Annotated in this window: 13 protein-coding genes and 2 pseudogenes; 6 read left to right on the top strand and 9 right to left on the bottom strand. The window is 72.4% G+C overall.

Features of this window, described 5'->3' with window-relative positions:
• Nucleotides 1–187 precede the first annotated feature (187 nt).
• The 5 genes from QUE47_RS07970 to uidA form a co-directional block, all read right to left on the bottom strand.
• Entirely contained in the window at nucleotides 188–1,690 is a 1,503-nt protein-coding gene (locus QUE47_RS07970) for a sugar porter family MFS transporter (RefSeq protein ID WP_286219318.1), read from the bottom strand.
• Between the two features lie 172 nt (nucleotides 1,691–1,862).
• Nucleotides 1,863–3,242, bottom strand: a complete 1,380-nt coding sequence (locus QUE47_RS07965; RefSeq protein ID WP_286219317.1) for an MFS transporter — start codon at nucleotides 3,240–3,242, stop codon at nucleotides 1,863–1,865.
• A gap of 92 nt (nucleotides 3,243–3,334) precedes the next feature.
• Nucleotides 3,335–4,573 carry a D-mannonate dehydratase ManD gene (manD, locus tag QUE47_RS07960; protein WP_286219316.1) on the bottom strand — a complete coding sequence of 413 codons (1,239 nt, stop codon included), beginning with the start codon at nucleotides 4,571–4,573 and terminating at the stop codon, nucleotides 3,335–3,337.
• A gap of 73 nt (nucleotides 4,574–4,646) precedes the next feature.
• A complete protein-coding gene (gene uidB / locus QUE47_RS07955) occupies nucleotides 4,647–6,077 on the bottom strand; it encodes a glucuronide transporter (protein ID WP_286219315.1) in 1,431 nt (476 codons plus the stop codon).
• Between the two features lie 159 nt (nucleotides 6,078–6,236).
• Nucleotides 6,237–8,066, bottom strand: a complete 1,830-nt coding sequence (gene uidA / locus QUE47_RS07950; RefSeq protein ID WP_286219314.1) for a beta-glucuronidase — start codon at nucleotides 8,064–8,066, stop codon at nucleotides 6,237–6,239.
• Between the two features lie 119 nt (nucleotides 8,067–8,185).
• Here uidA and QUE47_RS07945 point away from each other — a divergent pair, with 119 nt between their 5' ends.
• Nucleotides 8,186–9,235: a LacI family DNA-binding transcriptional regulator gene (locus tag QUE47_RS07945; protein ID WP_286219313.1), complete on the top strand. Its 1,050-nt coding sequence runs from the start codon at nucleotides 8,186–8,188 to the stop codon at nucleotides 9,233–9,235.
• 4 nt (nucleotides 9,236–9,239) lie between these two features.
• Here the strand turns inward: QUE47_RS07945 and QUE47_RS07940 are convergent, their stop codons facing one another.
• A complete protein-coding gene (locus tag QUE47_RS07940; RefSeq protein ID WP_286219312.1) occupies nucleotides 9,240–10,559 on the bottom strand; it encodes a mannitol dehydrogenase family protein in 1,320 nt (439 codons plus the stop codon).
• Between the two features lie 98 nt (nucleotides 10,560–10,657).
• Nucleotides 10,658–12,078: pseudogene (uxaC, locus tag QUE47_RS17180) on the bottom strand (glucuronate isomerase).
• A gap of 98 nt (nucleotides 12,079–12,176) precedes the next feature.
• Between uxaC and QUE47_RS07930 the strand changes: the two are divergent.
• Nucleotides 12,177–12,755 carry a gluconokinase gene (locus QUE47_RS07930; RefSeq protein ID WP_350227707.1) on the top strand — a complete coding sequence of 193 codons (579 nt, stop codon included), beginning with the start codon at nucleotides 12,177–12,179 and terminating at the stop codon, nucleotides 12,753–12,755.
• Between the two features lie 9 nt (nucleotides 12,756–12,764).
• Here QUE47_RS07930 and QUE47_RS07925 read toward each other — a convergent pair.
• A pseudogene (locus QUE47_RS07925) lies at nucleotides 12,765–13,354 on the bottom strand (DUF427 domain-containing protein).
• 133 nt (nucleotides 13,355–13,487) lie between these two features.
• Between QUE47_RS07925 and QUE47_RS07920 the strand changes: the two are divergent.
• A complete protein-coding gene (locus QUE47_RS07920) occupies nucleotides 13,488–14,258 on the top strand; it encodes an endonuclease/exonuclease/phosphatase family protein (protein WP_286219311.1) in 771 nt (256 codons plus the stop codon).
• 79 nt (nucleotides 14,259–14,337) lie between these two features.
• Here QUE47_RS07920 and QUE47_RS07915 read toward each other — a convergent pair whose 3' ends face one another.
• Nucleotides 14,338–15,381 (bottom strand): VIT1/CCC1 transporter family protein, encoded by a 1,044-nt coding sequence (locus QUE47_RS07915; RefSeq protein WP_286219436.1) that lies wholly within the window; start codon nucleotides 15,379–15,381, stop codon nucleotides 14,338–14,340.
• A gap of 317 nt (nucleotides 15,382–15,698) precedes the next feature.
• Here QUE47_RS07915 and QUE47_RS07910 point away from each other — a divergent pair, with 317 nt between their 5' ends.
• From QUE47_RS07910 to QUE47_RS07900, 3 genes are all read left to right on the top strand, one after another.
• On the top strand, nucleotides 15,699–16,070 hold the full coding sequence (locus QUE47_RS07910; RefSeq protein WP_286219310.1) for an FKBP-type peptidyl-prolyl cis-trans isomerase: 372 nt from the start codon (nucleotides 15,699–15,701) through the stop codon (nucleotides 16,068–16,070).
• A gap of 97 nt (nucleotides 16,071–16,167) precedes the next feature.
• Nucleotides 16,168–16,779: a ribonuclease H family protein gene (locus tag QUE47_RS07905; protein ID WP_286219309.1), complete on the top strand. Its 612-nt coding sequence runs from the start codon at nucleotides 16,168–16,170 to the stop codon at nucleotides 16,777–16,779.
• 25 nt (nucleotides 16,780–16,804) lie between these two features.
• On the top strand, nucleotides 16,805–17,791 hold the full coding sequence (locus QUE47_RS07900) for a DNA-3-methyladenine glycosylase family protein (RefSeq protein WP_286219308.1): 987 nt from the start codon (nucleotides 16,805–16,807) through the stop codon (nucleotides 17,789–17,791).
• Nucleotides 17,792–17,908: the final 117 nt, after the last annotated feature.

Raw genomic sequence — 17,908 nt, 5'->3', positions numbered from 1 at the left:
ACCGGTGGTTGTGTTCGATCCCGGGGCTCGGATCACGCACGACCACCGGTTCGGCCCAGCACACTCACCGGTTCGGCCACGCACGACCACGGGTTCGGCGTGAAGGGCGCAGCACCGACGCGCAGGAGCCCGGCAGCGACGTGCGCTGCCGGGCTCTGCGCGTCTGTGGCGGTGGTGCCGGACGGGCCTACTCGTCGCGGAGCTGGTCGTCGGGGATGCTCGCCCCGCCGACGGTCGAGGCGACGAACTTGCCCCGCTTGACCTGGACGTCGTCGTGCATGTCCTCGAGCTCCATGCCCTTGGTCTCGGGCACTCGGAAGAACACGAAGATCAGCGAGAGCAGCGCCATCGCCGTGTAGAAGCCGTAGGCGAAGGTCAGGCCGATGTCCGCGAACACGGGGAACGTCATCGTGATGGCCCAGTTCGCGACCCACTGTGCGGCCGCCGCGACCGCGAGCGCCGTCGCGCGGATCCGGTTCGGGAACATCTCGCCCAGCAGGACCCAGACCACGGGGCCCCAGGTCGCGCCGAAGAAGACGACGAACCCGTTCGCGCCGATGAGCGCGGCGGTCCCCCACGCGTCGGAGAGCTGGGCGTCACCGTTGCCGTCGATCGTCGCGGTCGAGAAGGCGACCGCCATGAGACCGAGGGTGAGGAACATGCCCGTGGAACCGATGAGGAGCAGCAGTCGGCGACCGATGCGGTCGACGAGCAGGATGGCGACGATCGTGACGACGATGTTGGTGACGGACGTGATCGTCGAGGTGAGGAACGCCTGCGACTCGTCGAAGCCGACCGACTGCCAGAGCGACGTCGAGTAGTAGAAGATCACGTTGATGCCGACGAACTGCTGGAAGACGGAGAGCAGGATCCCGGTCCAGACGATCGGCTTGAGACCGAACGTGCTGCCCTTGAGGTCGCCGAGGGTGCGCTTCTCGTCCTTGCCGAGCGACGTGTGGATGTCGGCGATCTTGTGGTCGACGTCGGCCTCGCCCGAGTAGTCGCGCAGCACCTGCGCGGCCTCCTCGTCGCGGTTCTTGCCGACGAGGTAGCGCGGGGACTCGGGGAGCGTCATCGCCACCAGGCCGTAGACCACGCTGGGGACGGCGCCCGCGAGGAACATCCACCGCCAGGCCTCGAGGCCGAACCACAGGTCGTTGGACGCGCCGCCCGCACCCTCCGCGAAGAGCTGGTCGCTGAGCAGCGCGGTGAAGATGCCGAGCACGATGGCCATCTGCTGGAGCGAGCCCAGGCGACCGCGGAACTTCGACGGCGCGACCTCCGCGATGTAGGCGGGAGCGATCACCGACGCGGCACCGATGGCCAGGCCGCCGACGACGCGCCAGAGGATGAGGTCCCAGACCTCGAACGCGAAGCCGGAGCCGATCGCGGAGATGAGGAAGAGGATCGCCGAGATCACCATGACGCGGATGCGGCCGTACCTGTTGGCGATCGAGCCGGCGAACCAGGCACCGACCGCGCAACCGAGGAGGGCCGACGCGACGGCGAATCCGGTGAACGCGTCGCTGAGCTCGAACTCGCCCTGGATGGACTCGACGGCACCGTTGATCACCGAGGAGTCGAACCCGAAGAGGAAGCCACCGAGCGCCGCACCGACGCTGATGGCGATGACCTTGCGGTTCAGCTTCGGGTCCGCGATGGCCCCGGACGATCCTGTTTGACTGCTCACCGGACGACTCCTCACACGATCTCCGCGGGGAGCGCCGACGGTCCCCTGTACGACTGCACAGTATCGGCGCATATCGGAAGGTGCCCGGCGAGGGGTGGGCCGTTGCCGTAAATTTAAGTGGGGGTGCTCACAAATGCCCTCCGATCTTTCCGGCGCGCTCTCACGGTCCGGGTCAGGGCTGGGGGTCCCGGGCGTCGTAGGCCCAGAACCGTGGTTGCCGCCGGACGACGAACCACACCACCGCGACGCAGAGCAGGCCGCCGATCACCGCGGCCCAGCCCTCGCCCACGAGCCCGGCGTCGGCACCGACGACGAGGTCGCCGAGGCGCGGCCCGCCGGCCACGACGACGATGAAGATCCCTTGGAGCCGCCCGCGCATCGCGTCCGGGGTCGCGGTCTGCAGGATCGTCTGCCGGAACACCGAGCTGATCGCGTCGGCCGCCCCGGCTCCGGCGAGGGCCAGGAACGCCACGACCAGCGCGACGGTCAGCACCTGCTCCGGCGACGTGGAGCCGACGGTCACCAGGGTGCCGCCGAACGCCGCGACGCTGAGGCCCCAAGCCGTGATCGCCCAGACGATCACCTGCCCCTGCCACCGGACGCGGGTCAGCGCCCCGCTGAACAGCCCGGCCAGGATCCCGCCCGTCGCGATGCCCGCCGTGAGGATGCCGGTCGTGACCTCTCCCCCGCCGAGGTAGAGCACCCCGACCGCGGGGAAGACGACCCGCGGCATCGCCAGGACCATCGCCGCCAGGTCGACGACGAACGTGGTACGCACGTTCGGGCGGGTCGCGAGGTAGCGCAGCCCGTCGAGGACGGAGGCGAGCCCGACCACCCGGCCGCGGGGGCGCCGTCCGGCACCGTGGGTGGGCACGCCGGGGGCGCCCGACGACGGTCCACCGGCTTCGGTAGGCCGCTCCGCCTGGGCGAGCGGGTCGGGCTCGGGCGGGATGGGTGGCAGCCGCCAGACGGCCCACAGCGCGACGGTGAAGAGCAGGACGTCGACCGTGTACGCCTCGGCGTACCCCCAGACTGCGACGAGCGCGGCGCCGGCGAGCGGCCCGACGGTCAGGGCGACGCTCCAGGCGAGCGTGCCGAGGGCGTTGGCGGCGGGGACGAGCGTCTTGTCGAGCAGCCTGGGGATGATCGCCGAGCGGGCGGGGTTGTGGACGGCCGACGCGGCGGACTGGACCGCGACCAGCCCGTAGAGGAGCCCGACGGTGTCGAGCGCGAGCCACGCCTGGAGGGCGATGCCCGCGGTCGCCGCCCAGAGGACGAGGGCCGAGAGCAGGGCGACCCTCCGCCTGTCGTACGCGTCCACGAGCGCACCGCCGTAGAGGCCGAGCAGGACGAGCGGGACGAGCGCGCAGATCCCGAGCACCCCGACCGCGAGCGTCGAGCCCGTGATCGCGTAGACCTGCAGCCCCACCGCGACGACCGTGAGCTGCGTACCGAAGTTGGCGACACCGAGCCCCCACCAGAGACGACGGTACGTCGGCGAGACGCGCAGCGGTGTCGTGTCGACGAGGACGCCGGTGGGGATGCGGGGCACGAGGTCCGAGCCTAGTTCGCGGCCTGTGCCGCGGGCGCGTCGGCAGCGCCGCACTCGGTGTCGGACGGCGCACCCGGCCGCGCGTCAGGACGTCACCAGTCGTGGACGGTCCCGTCCGCGAGCCGGTTGTACGGCAGGTACGCCTGCTCGTAGGGATAGCGACCGGCCGCGTCGGCGTTCAGCTCGACACCCAGCCCGGGCTTCTCTCCCGGGTGCAGGTACCCGCCCGACCACGAGAAGCTCTGCTCGAACACCTCGTTCGTGCGCGCGCCGTGCGGCATGTACTCCTGGATGCCGAAGTTGTGGATCGCCAGCCCGAGGTGCATCGCTGCCGCCATCCCGACCGGGGACACGTCGGTCGGGCCGTGCATCCCGGACTTGATCTGATACTGCGCCGCATAGTCGAGGGTCTTGCGCAGCGGCGTGATACCGCCCATGTGGGTCACCGCACCGCGGACGTAGTCGATGAGCTGGTCGCGGATCAGGTCCTTGAAGTCCCACACGGTGTTGAAGATCTCGCCGATCGCCAGCGGCGTCGTCGTGTGCTGACGCACCAGCCGCAGGGCCTCCTGGTTCTCGGCCGGCGTGCAGTCCTCGAGCCAGAACAGGTCGTACGGCTCGAGCGACTTGCCCAGCTTCGCCGCCTGGATCGGGGTCATGCGGTGGTGCCCGTCGTGCAGCAGCGGCAGGTCCGGGCCGAACTCGTTCCGCACCGCCTCGAAGACGCCCGGCAGGTGCTTGAGATACGCCCGCGTGTCCCAGTCCTCTTCGGTCGGCCGGGCACCCCGGCGCGCCGGCTCGTGGTCGTAGCGGGCCTCGCCCCCACCGGCCGCGGCCGCCTGCGAGGCGATCCCGTAGATCGCCTTCAGCCCCGGCACGCCCGTCTGCACCCGGATCGACCGGTACCCCGCGTCCAGGTGCTCACGGATCGAGTCGAAGAGCTCGTCCGTCGTCTTGCCCGAGGCGTGCCCGTAGGCCATGAGGCCGTCACGGCTCGCGCCCCCGAGCAGCTGGTACACCGGCATGCCCGCGGCCTTGCCCTTGATGTCCCAGAGCGCCATGTCGACCGCGGCGCTTGCCGTCATCGTCACCGGACCACGACGCCAGTACGCGCTCCTGTAGAGGAACTGCCACGTGTCCTCGATCCGCGAGGCGTCGCTGCCGATCAGCAGCGGGACGACGTGCTCCCGCAGGTACGCCACGACCGCGAGCTCGCGCCCGTTGAGGGTCGCGTCCCCGAGGCCGGTGAGGCCCTCGTCGGTCGTGATCCTCAGGGTGACGAAGTTGCGGTCGGGACTCGTGACGATGACGTCGGCGGCGGTGATCTTCATGGCACTTCTCTCCGGTCGGTGGGGGTACCGGGCCCGCACGGAGGCGGTCCCGGCACCACGCAGGGTGGATCGGTCAGTCGGTGGTGTCGCCCTGCACCGCCTCGGCAGCGCGGGCCTCCCGTCGGGCGGCGATCTCGGCCGTGATCTCCTTGAAGCGCGCGTCCGTGAGGGGGTAGCGGAGCATGATCAGGACGCCGATCGCGACGCAGACCGCCGGCAGGAGGCCCGCGATGCGCTGGATCCCGTCGATGGTCTCGGCGGTCTGCGAGTCGGCGCCCGAGACGTAGCCGACGTACGTGAGTCCGAACGCGGCGACCGCGCCGCCGAACGCCTGCCCGACCTTGCGCGTGAACGAGAAGACCGCGTACGTCGTGCCCTCGGTGCGCACCCCGTTCTTCCATTCGCCGTACTCCACCGTGTCGGCCTCGAGCGCCCACATCACGGTGTTGACGACCATGAGGCCCGCGCCGTAGACGACGAAGCCGGCGAAGATCAGCGCCGTGGCGGAGGCCGGCGAGAAGGCGATGACGAGACCGCCGAGGACCGAGAGCGAACCACCGCCGACGTAGACGCCACGCTTTCCGAACCGACCGACCAGGCGAGGGACGAGCGGGGCGACGACGAACATCATCCCGATCGAGAGCAGCGACAGGACGATGTAGTAGTTCGCGTCGCCCATGACGTCCCGGGCGTAGTAGGCCTGCAGTCCCTGGAGGGCGATCATGCCGGTCAGGAAGCTCACCGCGCTGCCGCACAGCATGTAGAGGGGACGGTTGCCCTTGAGGTTCTTGATCGACTGCCGGAACGGCACGTGCGCGACGTCGCGGACCACGTTCTCCTTGGCCGTGCTGAACAGGAACATGTAGAGCGCGAAGCCGACGACGACGAATGCCGCGGTGATCGTGGTGAGCGCCCGCTGCAGGTTCTCGGCATCGTTGATCTGCGGTGCCACGACGAGCGAGAGCATGAGGATCGTGACGCCCGTCCCGAGGGTTCGCCACGTCGCGAGCTTCGCGCGCTCCTTCGAGTCCTGCGTGATGGCCGAGGCCAGCGAGCCGTACGGGATGTTCACGAACGTGTACGCGAGCCCGAGCAGGCCGTAGGTGACGTACGCATAGACGAGGCTTCCCGTGTCGCCCAGTCCACCCGGGACCGTGAAGGTCGCGACGCTCAGCAGCAGCAGCGGCAGCGCGCCCCAGAGGAAGAACGGGCGGAACTTGCCCCACCGGGTCATGGTCCTGTCGACCACCGAGCCGGCCCACACGTCGGTGAACGCGTCGATGATGCGCATCACGAGGAAGAGCGTCCCGACGGCCGCGGCGCTGATGCCGACGACGTCCGTGTAGTAGAGCAGCAGGAACATCGAGGTCATCGAGAACGCGAGGTTGTTGGCGGCGTCGCCCGACGCGTAGCCGAACAGCTGGCGCTTCTTGAGCCTGGGGGCGGCGGCGGGGGCGGCGGGGCTCGCACCCGTCTGCGGGGGAACAGCAACGTTGCTGGTCATGGTGAATTCCTCATCTCCGCGTCGTCGCGGTGGGTCGAGGTCGGTCATCGTGGGGTCGTCGGTTCTGGGGTCCAGCTCGGGGTCGCGCGGGTCGGTCGTCCCGGCATCACGGCCGGCGGGTGCATCGCCACGGCGTCGGACGACGCACCCGCGGTCACGTCAGGCCTTCGTGACGCCCTGGCCCCGGATCACGGTCCAGCGCTCGCGCAGGCGGTGGGCGGCGGCCTTGGGCCGGCGGTCGCGCGTGAAGGCGCCCTTCTTGTTGCCGTCGACGCGGAACACCCCCACCGAGGTCTGGAAGTCCGCGAAGTTCCAGACCTGCTCGCCGACGACCTGGGGCACCTGGTCGAAGACCCGATGGTTCATGTCGAGGTACGCCGACTGGAACTCCTCGCTCCAGGGCTCGGCCGTCATCGAGTGCAGTCCGGGGTAGGTGTCTGCGCCGTACTCGGTGATGACGATGGGCTTGTCGAGCGTCGCCCAGCCCTGGAGCTCGGCGAGCCAGTGCGTTTCCGCGGTCCGGAGGTCACCGGTGTCGACGTACCAGCCGTAGTAGCGGTTGAGCATGATGACGTCGGTCAGGTCGGCGAGCTGGCACGTGCCGAACGGGGAGAGCATGACATTGACGAACCCGACCGGGCGGGTCGTGTCGAGCTGCTTCGCGAGGGCGAAGAGCGGCTCGAAGTACTTGCGCGAGGCCTCGGTGTTCGACTCGGGCTCGTTCGCGATCGACCACAGGACGACCGACGGGTGGTTCTTGTCGCGGGCGATCAGCTCGGCGATCGCGGCGGCGTGCACCTCACGCGACTCGTCGTTCACGGTGTCCGGGGTGAAGGTCTCGACAGGGTCCGCGCCGAGCAGGCCGCTCATCACACCCATGTTCTGCCCCACGGCCGCGACCTCGTCGATGACGACGATGCCCTGACGGTCGGCGTAGTCGTAGACCTCGTCCGCGTAGGGGTAGTGCGAGGTGCGGAACGAGTTGGCGCCGATCCAGTCGAGGAGGGCGAAGTCGTGGACGAGCAGGACGTCGTCGTGCGCCTTGCCACGGATCGCGGAGTCCTCGTGCTTGCCGAAGCCTGTGAAGTAGAAGGGCTCGTCGTTGATGAGGAACTCGGCGCCCCGCACCTCGACGGTCCGGATGCCGACGGTCTGCAGGTAGGAGTCGACGACCTGCCCGTCGGCTCCCACGAGCTCGACGTCGAGCTCGTACAGGTAGCCGTCGCCCGGCGCCCACAGGTGGGGGTCCGTGACCGTCAGCGCTCCCTCGGCCCCGGCTCCCGTGGCGACCGTCGCCCCGGCGGCGTCCCGGAGCGTGACCTGCACGTCGGTGTCTGTCGCACCCTCGTCGCCCGCCGTCTCGACCGAGTACCGGACCGTGCCGGCACCCGTCCCGCCGGCGCCGCGGTGGTCGACGTCGGTCGCGACCGTCACGTCGCTGACGTGGTTCGTCGGGGTCGTGTAGAGCCACACGGAGCGATGGATCCCGGCATAGTTGAAGAAGTCGTGGAAGTACTGCTGCCTTCGACCCTGCGGGGTGTCCTTGACGATGCCCGGAGGGATCGACTGGAACGTCAGCTCGTTGTTCACCGCCGCCGTGACCCGGACCTCTTCGCCCGCGGTCACGAGGGCCGTCACGTCGACCTCGAACGGGGTGTATCCGCCCTCGTGGCGCACGACCTCGGTCTCGCCGACCCACACGACCGCGCGGTGGGTGGCCGAGTCGAAGCGCAGCACGACGCGCTGACCGTCCCAGCCGCGCGGGACGCGCACCATGGTCTGGTACCAGGCGTCACCGACGTGGTTGCGCACCTCGGCGTCCGGCAGGACGTCGTTGTACGAGGCGGGGACGGGCATCGTCGTGGTGGTCTCGAGCGGCGCCGCGAACCAGCGGGCGTCGTGGCCGGCCCCGGTGCCGTCGAGGCGGAAGTCCCAGAGCCCTGTGAGCGACTTGCGCTCGCGGGTGGCGGTGTCCAGAGGGCGAAGCATCGTTGATCTCCTTCGGTTCGTCTCCGACGTCCTCGTCGGCGTCTGCATCCATTGAGCACCCGACGACAACCCGATGACAAACGGTTGCCATCGTTTGCCGTCGCAGTACCGTGGCCCACGTGACGACGCCGCCGACCCGCCCCGAGGAGGACGCTGCGGCGGCGACGAGCGAACCCGCGCCCCCGTCGCCGCCGACGATCTACGACGTCGCGAAGGCAGCCGGCGTAGCGACCTCGACGGTGTCCCGCGCGTTCTCCCGTCCCGGCCGGGTCAACGCCGAGACGGCGGCCCGGGTCCGGCGCATCGCCGAGGAGATCGGGTACCGCACGAACCCGATGGCCCGCGCCCTGCACACGGGTCGGACGTCGCTGCTCGCCCTGGTCGTCGCCGACGTCACCAACCCGTTCTTCTTCGAGATCATCCGTGGCGCCGAGGCGGCCGCGGCGGAGAAGGGCTACACGATGCTCGTCGCCGACGTGCAGGAGTCGGCCGAGAGCGAGCGGCTCGCGCTCGACCGCACGCTGCCGCTGGTCGAGGGGCTCGTGCTCGCGACCTCGCGCATGTCGGACTCCTCGATCCGGGTCGCCGCGAAGCAGCGGCCCACGGTCGTGCTGAACCGGGTCATGACCGACGTGACGAGCGTCGTCACCGACAACCGTCGGGGGACGCGCGCCGCGGTCGAGCATCTCGTCGGACTCGGGCACCGATCGATCACCTACGTCGCGGGCCCGGAGGCGTCCTGGGTCGACGGCGTGCGCTGGCGGACGCTGCACGAGGCCGGCCAGGAGCTCGGCCTGCGCGTGCGCCGGACAGCACCGCAGGCACCGACGCTCGACGGTGGCCGCTCCGCCGCCCAGGCGGTGCTCGCCACGCCGTCGACGGCGGTCGTCGCCTACAACGACCTCCTGGCGATCGGCCTGTGCCAGGAGCTCGCGGCGCGCGGGACGGACGTACCGGGCGACCGCAGCGTCGTCGGCTTCGACGACATCTTCGGCGCAGACTTCTGCTCACCGCCGCTGACCACGGTCGCCGCACCCTTGCGGGCCACGGGCGCGCACGCGGTCGGGCTGCTGCTCGAGCAGGTCGGGACCCGCCGGCCCGTCGTCCACCGGCCGGCGCTGCTGCCGGCGCGGCTCGTGGTGCGCCGCTCGACCGGGCCCGCTCGGTAGCGTCTCAGGCCAGGTCCTGCACCCGCCGCACCACGGCCGCGACGAGCCGCTCGTCGCCGGCGAGCGGCGGGTCCAGGAGCCGGAGCAGGCCTTGCACCGCCGTGGCGAGAGGCTCGAGTGCGAGCGCGGCCACCTCGTCAGAGCGCGCGTCCCGCAGGGCCACGCCCCCGGTGCGCAGGCTCGCGATCCACGCCGCGAGCGCCGTGGTCGCGCCGGGAGCCGCGCGCCCGGCGGCGAGCTCCCGCCGCAGCGTGGGGACGATCCGGACCGGGAGCTTCTGGGACCCGTCGGCGCCGATCTGCTCCAGGCGATGGTGGATCGCCTGGTTCGCGAACCGGGCGATCAGGGCGGCACGGTAACCGGCGATCTCGTCCGCCGGGAAGTCCAGGTAGGACGACGCCTCGTCCCACCAGCGGTCGACCGTCGCGCGGACCAGCGGGTCCGCGACGGCCTCGGCGACCTCCGCGTGGCCGCGCAACGAGCCCAGATAGGCGAGGAGCGAGTGCGCCCCGTTGAGCAGCCCCAGCTTGCGCGCCTCGTAGCGCGCGACGTCGTCGGTGAAGGTGGCTCCTGCCGACTCCCAGGCGGGTCGTCCCCCAGGGAAGCTCCCGCAGAGCACCCACTCCGCGAAGGGCTCGGTGACCACGGCGGTCGGGTCGTCGAGCCCGGTCCCTGCGGCGACGCGCGCGACGTCCTCCGCCGTCGGCTCCGGGGTGATGCGGTCGACCATCGTCGTGACGAACGAGACCTGCTCGGTGATCCACGTGGCGAGGTCCGCGGAGACCTCGACGGCCAGGTCGAGCACCACGCGGCGGACGGCGGCACCGTTTCCCGGGAGGTTGTCGCACGGGACCACGGCGAGGGGCCCTGCGTCGGCACGGCAGCGGGCCACCAGGCCGGCGACGAGCCGGCCGGGGACGGTCGTCACGTCCTGGAGGCGCTCGTCCCGCAGTGCGGCGAGATCGGCAGCCACGTCCGGACGGCCACGATCGAGCCCGCCGTCGCCGCCGCGCAGATAGCCCGCCTCGGTCACGGTCGTCGTCAGCACGACGACCGTCGGGTCGGCCAGGTACGCGAGCCAGGCGGATCCGTCGGCCGCGGCGTGCGCGGCGACCAGGGAGCCGATGACCTCGTAGGTCTCACCGCCCGGCTCTCGGGTGGCCAGCGTGTAGAGACCGTCCTGGGCGTCGAGCCGTCGGGCGAGGTCGGCGCTGCGGCCGCTGAATGCCGCGATCCCCCACTGGTCACCGTCGTCCGCCCGGTGCGTGAACCACGCCTGGTGGGCACGGAAGAAGCTGCCCAGGCCGAGGTGGACGTGCCGCACGGGGGCGGGAGGCGCCGTCCGACGCAAGCCGGGGACCGGGGCAACGGACGGGAAAGGCCCGGGCGCCCCGCGCCCGACGGCCGGGGTCCGGACGGCGCTCACAGCCCGAACACCTCCCGGGGACGGCCGACCACGAGGTCCGCCGCGACCTCGAGCACCTCGTCGAGCTCGAGACGATGCTCGGCTACGAGCCTCGCCAGGTGACCGGCGTCGAGGCGGCGCGACATGTCGTGGCGCGCCGGGATCGAGCAGAACGCGCGGGTGTCGTCGATGAACCCCGACGTGCGGGTGAAGCCGACCGTGTCGGTGATCGCCTCGCGCCAGCGCCGGACGGCGTCCGGCGCGTCGAGGAACCACCAGGGCTGACCCACGTAGACGGAGGGGTAGAAGCCCGCGAGCGGGGCGAGCTCGCGGGAGAACACCGTCTCGTCCAGCGTGAACAGGACCAGGGTGAGGTTGGGGTGCGTCCCGAACCTCTCGAGCAGCGGCCGCAACGGGTCGACGAAGTCGCCGCGCAGCGGCAGGTCGTGGCCGGAGTCGGGACCGAACCGCTCGAGCGTGGGTACGTGGTGGTTGCGTCGCACGCCTGGGTGGACGGTCATGGTCAGGCCGTCGTCCGTGGCCATGCGGGCCATCTCGAGGAACATGTGGCGGCGCAGAGCAACCCCTCCGCGGCGGTCACGGTCCCCGCACGCGCGGCGGCGTAGATCCGCTCGGCGTCACCCCCACCCAGGGGCTCGGAGCCGACGTCCACGTGGGAGTGGTCGGTGGACACCGCGCCGTGGGCGCGGAAGTACTCCCGGCGGTCCTCCATCGCCGCCACCCAGCCGCGGTAGGTCCCGGTGCCGACGCCGGACGATGCCTCGAGCGCGTCGACGGCGGCGACCCACCCCGGCGCAGCGACCTCGAGATGCCGGTCGGGGCGAAACGTGGGGACGACGCGTCCCGGGAACGAGTCGTCGGCGCCGATCTTCGCGTGGACGGCGAGGTCGTCCACCGGGTCGTCGGTCGTGGCGAGGACCTCGATCCCGAACCGCTGGAAGAGCGCCCTGGGCCGGAACTGCGGCTGCGCGAGCCGAGCCTGCACCTGGTCGTAGATCAGGTCCGACGTCGGTGCGCTCGGGCGCACCGCCACGTCGAAGATCTCGGCGAGCTCACTCTCGAGCCAATACCGCACCGGTGTCCCGCGGAACACGTCCCACCGGCTGCACAGGTGGTGCCATGCTCGACGCGCCGATGCCTCGTCGAGCGGCCCCTGGGCGACACCGAGCTCGTCGAGCGGCACGCCGGACGCGTGCAGGAGCCGGGTCACGTAGTGGTCCGGCGTGACGAACAGTGCTGTGGGATCGCCGAAGGGCTCGTCGTCCAGGATCGTGCGCGGGTCGACGTGACCGTGGGGCGAGACGATCGGCAGGTCGCGGACCGAGTCGTAGATGTGACGCGCCATGGTGCGCAGCGCCGGGTCGGCGGGCAGCAGCCGGTCCGGGTGCAGCCTGAGTGCAGGAGTCTTCGTCGACATGGCACGAGTGTCGGACGACGGCGCGGCGCCCGACAACCGGTTGCCGCCAGTTGTCGTCGGGTGGACCCGGAGGCACCGTCCCGTGCTACCAATGACCCGTGAACACCGCCGCCGGAGACCCTCGCCCGCCCGTCGGCGACTCGGCGCCCGCGACGGAGGGGTCGGCCGCCGAGCCGGTCACCCACCTCGTGGTCATGGGCGTCGCCGGCTCCGGGAAGACCACCGTGGCCGCTCTGCTCGCCGGGCGCACCGGCCGCCGGTACGCGGAGGCCGACGACTTCCACCCGCCCGCCAACGTCGAGAAGATGCGCGCCGGCGTGCCGCTCGACGACGCCGACCGCGCACCGTGGCTCGCCGAGCTCCGCGACTGGATGAGCGCGCAGACCGACGCCGGCCGGCCCTCCGTCATCACCTGTTCGGCGCTGCGCCGGCGCTACCGGGACGTGCTGCGCGAGGCGCGCGGCCGGGTGCGGTTCGTGCACCTGGACGGGTCGGTCGAGCTCCTCGAGTCGCGCATCTCCGCCCGCACCGACCACTTCATGCCCGCCACGCTGCTCGCGTCGCAGCTGGCGGCTCTCGACCCGCTGGACGCCGACGAGGACGGGACACGGCTCGACGTCGCCGCGACCCCCGACGACCTCGTGGACGCGGTCGTCAGCTGGACGAGCGCCGGGTAGGGGGCGTCCTCACCAGCCGCGTGTCCCGGGCGCACCCTTGAACGGGCCCACCACCCGCGACGTGACCCAGCCGCCGTAGAAGTCGCCCTCCTGGGCGTCGACCCGCTCGCCGTCCACCGTGCACTCGTCCATGCGACCGGGGTACACGGCGACGTGCCCGACGAGGCCCTCGAACCCCGATGACGGACGGGGGTAGGTCCACGCGGCTCTCGCCGCACGCGTCTCGCCGTTCGAGCCCCCGATCCTGAGCCGTGCGCCTCCTCACCGTCAGCGCCCTCAGCACCGTCAGGCACCACGACGTCGAGGTAGGCCGCCGAACCCTTGAACTCGCAGTGGCTCGTCCCGTCGGCGGCCACGAGCACGCCGGTGACGAAGTCGTCCCTCGGCAGGTAGTACGTGGGCGGGTGGCTCGTCTCCAGCACCCGCAGCGCGCGGCGCGTGTCGGCGATCACGACCCCGGCGAAGGTCACCACGACGTGCTCCGTCGACGGCTCGACCCGAGGCGGCCGCGGGTAGTCCCAGACCGACTCCTGGCCGGGTCCCGGCGCCACCCGTCCGTGCGTGCCCGAGGGCCGGTCCGAAACTCTGTCCTCCGCCATCCGTCGACGGTAGGCGCGGAGTGCGCTGCTCGCCGCTCGGCTGCGCTCGCCCCGGTCCGGCTCGCCGGCGCGTGACGCCCTTGCCCGCCTGCCACGCCGTGCAACCCGGGCGACCGCGGTAGAGGGTGGGGCGATGCGGATCGCGACGTTCAACGTGCAGCACGGCCGAGCGTCCGACGACGCCTCCCCCGACGCGCTCGGCGCGACCCGGACGACGGACGCGTCGCTCGCGCGGTTCGAGGACGCCGTCGCCGCTCTCGACGCCGACGTCCTCGCGCTCCAGGAGGTCGAGGTCGGGCGTCGTCGGTCCGCCGGGGCCGACCTCACGCTGATCGCCGCGAGGGCGACGGGCGCCGTCGCGCACCGTTTCGTCCCGACCGTCCGCTACCGGTCGCTCACGGGGCACGAGAGCGCCTACGGCATCGCGATCGTCAGCAGGCTCCCCGTGTCGGAGTGGCACGAGCTGCACATGCCCGGGCTCCGGTTGCCGCGCCTGCGTCGCACGCGCCGTCCGCCGGGTCTGCGCGTGGTCGGCGAGGAGCCCCGGGCTGCCGTCGCCGCCGTCGTCGCGTCGGACGACGGCCCGGTCACCGTGGTCGCGACGCACCTGTCGGTGCGGAGCCCGCGCAACACCGACCAGCTCCACGTGATCCACGCCTGGGCGGCCCGGTTCCCGCGCCCGCTCGTGCTCGCGGGTGACCTCAACCTGCGCCCGGGGTCTCCGGAGCGGATCACCGGCTGGCGCAGCCTGGCCGAGGCGCCGACCTACCCGGTGACGCGACCGCGAGCGCAGATCGACCACCTGCTCGCGGACGGCCCGATCACGGCGGGCCGCGCCGGTCGCGCCCCGCGGACGGGGGTCTCGGACCACCGGCCGCTCGTCGCCGAGGTCCGGATCGGCTGACGAGCGGCGTCGAACCGCGCGCGTCAGGCGTCAAGCGTCAGGCGTCAGGCGTCAGGCGTCAGGCGTCAGGCGTCAGGCGTCAGGCGAGGGTCGCCCCGAACACCAGCCCGAGGGCGTAGGTGACGGCGGCGGCGCCCCACCCGATCGCGAGCTGGCGCAGCGCCCGCGTGAGCGGTGCGGTGCCGGACAGCAGACCGACGACCGCGCCGGTCCCCAGCAGCGCGACGCCCACGAGGGCGGCCGAGGCGACGACCGCCGTCAGTCCCTCGGCGCCGAACAGGTACGGCAGCACCGGGATGAGCGCACCGGACGCGAAGAAGAAGAAGCTCGAGATCGCCGCACCCCAGGCGGTCCCGTGGGTCTCGATGTCCTCGTCGGTCATCCTCGGCGCGATCTCGGTCTTCGCCGAGTAGGTCCGCAGCACCGTGGCCGCGTGGCGCTCCGCCTCGACCGGCGCCATGCCCCGCGCCCGGTAGACGAGGGCGAGCTCGTTGGCGTCGACGTCGAGGTCGGGCAACGACGCCGAGGCCTCGGGGCTCGGGCTCGAGGCGTGCAGCAGCTCGGTCTGCGAGCGGACGGAGACGAACTCGCCGGCGGCCATCGAGAGCGCGCCGGCGAGCAGCCCGGCGATGCCGGTGAGCAGTACCGCGGACGCCGACGCGCCGGACGCGCCGATGCCGAGGATCAGCGCGAGGTTCGACACGAGCCCGTCGTTCGCGCCGAACACCGCCGCGCGGAACGTCCCCGAGAGCCGGTTGCGCCCACGAGCGGCGAGACCTCGCACGACCTCCTCGTGGATGCGCTCGTCCGCGACCATCGCCGGTGTCGCGTCGCCGTCGTCCTCGTACCCGGACCGGGACTCGGCGCGCTGGGCGAGCGCGAGGACGAACACCCCGCCGAACCGGCGGGCCAACCAGCCCAGGACCCGCGTGCGGAGGTCGCCGCGGCGCGGGTAGCCGACGTCGTTCCCCAGGAGCTGGAGCCAGTGGTCCTCGTGACGCTTCTCGGCGTCCGCGAGCGCCAGCAGGATCTCGCGCTCCTCCCCGCTGCGACGGCTGGCGAGGTCGCGGTACACGGCCGCCTCGGCGCGTTCGTCGGCGAGGTGGCCGCGCCACCTGCGCAGGTCGCGCGTGGAGGGGTCGGACGACGGCCCCCGGCCTCGGAGGTCTCGTCCCCCACGGGGTTCTCGGGCGTCGCCATGCCCCCATTCTGACGAATCGTCGCGTCGGCGGGGTTCGGCACGCCAAACTTCCGTGCACGGTCGCCCCGCGGCCGGGATGTGGACGACCGGGCGCCCCGGGGTCGTGCAGCGCGCGGCGGCGGCCACGACTCACGGCTCACGGCTCACGGAGACCGAGGCACCGACCGGCGACCTGCGGGCACGGGCACGGGCCGCGGGGCGGTTTGCCGTGCGCGACCCCGGCAGGGTTGGATCGGGTCATGACCAACGAACTGACCAAGCCCGAGATCGACGCCCCCGAGGGCCCGGCGCCCGCAGACCTGGAGGTCGTCGACCTCGTCGTGGGCGACGGTGCCGAGGCTCAGCCCGGCGCCACCGTGAAGATCCACTACATGGGTGTCGAGTTCGACTCCGGGGAGGAGTTCGACTCCTCGTGGAGCCGCGGCGAGCCGATCGAGTTCCCGCTCCCCCGCCTGATCCCGGGCTGGCAGCGCGGCGTCCCCGGCATGAAGGTCGGCGGCCGTCGCAAGCTCGTCGTGCCCCCGTCCCTGGCCTACGGGCCCGCGGGAGCCGGCCACCGGCTCTCGGGCCAGACCCTGATCTTCGTGATCGACCTGCTCGGCACCCGCTGACCGTCGATCGACCGTACGGCCCCCGTTCACCTCGTGGACGGGGGCCGTCCTCGTCCGGTGCGTGGGCGTCACCTGGATGTCGGTCGCGTCGGGCAGAATGCAGGGCGTGATCACAGTCAGCACGGACGGGTCCTGCCTGCGCAATCCCGGCGGCGCGACGGGTTGGGCGTGGATCAACCACGACGGCACCTTCGACTCCGGCGGCTGCGCCAGCGGCACCAACCAGGTCGCCGAGCTCACCGCGCTCCTCGAGGCCGTGCGCGCGCACCCTGGGGAGGAGCCGCTGATGATCGAGTCCGACTCGCAGTACGCGATCAAGTGCGCGTCCGAGTGGCTCCCCGGCTGGCGGCGCAAGGGCTGGCGGACGGCGTCGGGCAGCCCCGTGAAGAACATCGAGCTCGTCCAGGCGATCGACGCCGCGATCACCGACCGCGAGGGCCCCGTGCGGTTCCGGTGGGTGCGCGGGCACGTCGGCAACCCCTTCAACGAGCGTGCCGACAAGCTCGCCGGCATCGCCGCGAACGACTGGCTCGCCGGCCGCGGGGACGTCGAGGCGGTGCTCGGTGCACCCGATCCGGTCGTCGAGGGTGCGACGTCACGTCGGCCCCGCACCGCGCGCGAGACCGCGGACGGTGCGACGCGTCCGCGCTCGAAGCCGTCGGAGCAGGAGCGCGAGCCCGCGTGGTCCAGCGGCACCCTGTTCGACTGACGACCCCGGTCAAGAGCGAGGCGCGATGGCGGTGACGGCTCCGGGGGCCGGGCTCCGGGTCGCCGTGGAGTCGGAGCGACCGCTCGACCTCGCGCGCACGCTGGGCCCGCTGCGCCGCGGCGCCTACGACCCGACGCTCCGCGCGGCGCCGGACGGTGCCCTGTGGCGCACGAGCCGTCTCCCGACCGGGCCCGTGACCTACCGCCTGGTGCAGACCAGGCCGCGGACCGTCGTCGGGCACCTGTGGGGGCCGGGCGCCGACGAGGGCGCCGCGCGCCTGCCCGCGCTGCTGGGACGGGACGACGCCGCCGCCGGCTTCGCTCCGCCGTCCGGCCTCGCCGAGACCGCTCGTCGCCACCCCGGGATCCGTGTGCCCGCCACCGGCCAGGTGCTCGAGGCGCTGATCCCCGCGATCCTCGAGCAGCGGGTGGTCGGGGTGACGGCGTTCCGCGCCTGGGCGTGGCTCCTGGGGCACCACGGTGAGCCGGCCCCCGGCCCCGACGCCGGGTCGCCCGGCGGGCCGCCACCCGGGATGCGCGTCGTGCCGGACGCCGCGGCCTGGGCCCGGGTACCGACGTGGGACTGGCATCGCGCAGGCGTCGACCCGGGACGAGCCCGGACGGCGGTCGAGTGCGCGCGGCGCGGCGCCGCGATCGAGCGGCTCTCGTCGCTTCCTCCCGGCGACGCCCAGGCGCGGTTGCGGTCGCTCCGCGGCGTCGGGGCGTGGACGGCGGCCGAGGTGGCACAGCGTGCGTGGGGCGATGCCGACGCGGTGTCGGTGGGTGACTACCACCTCGCGAAGGCCGTGATCTGGGCGTTCGACGGCGACCGTGGCGCCCGGCGCGACGGCGCCCCGGGCGGGCACCCCGACGACGACGCCCGGATGCTCGAGCTCCTCGAGCCGTACCGCCCGCACCGCTACCGCGTCGTGCTCCTGCTCAAGGCGGCGGGCCGGGGGCAGCCACCGCGCCGCGGCCCACGGATGTCGATCGCCGATCACCGCACCCACTGATCACCGCGCCAACCGAGCTCTGCGCGCTATCGCTGTGCGCGAAACCGCGCCCTCCGGTTGGCGTGGAGCGCTCGGCGGTGCCACGTTGGAGTCACCGCAGCACAACGACTTTGGAGG

It is taken from the genome of Paraoerskovia sediminicola, assembly GCF_030296575.1.
In the GTDB taxonomy this organism is placed as follows: Bacteria; Actinomycetota; Actinomycetes; order Actinomycetales; family Cellulomonadaceae; genus Paraoerskovia; species Paraoerskovia sediminicola.
The sequence above is the reverse complement of the archived record's forward strand: the minus strand, read 5'-3'. Positions and strand labels throughout refer to the sequence as shown.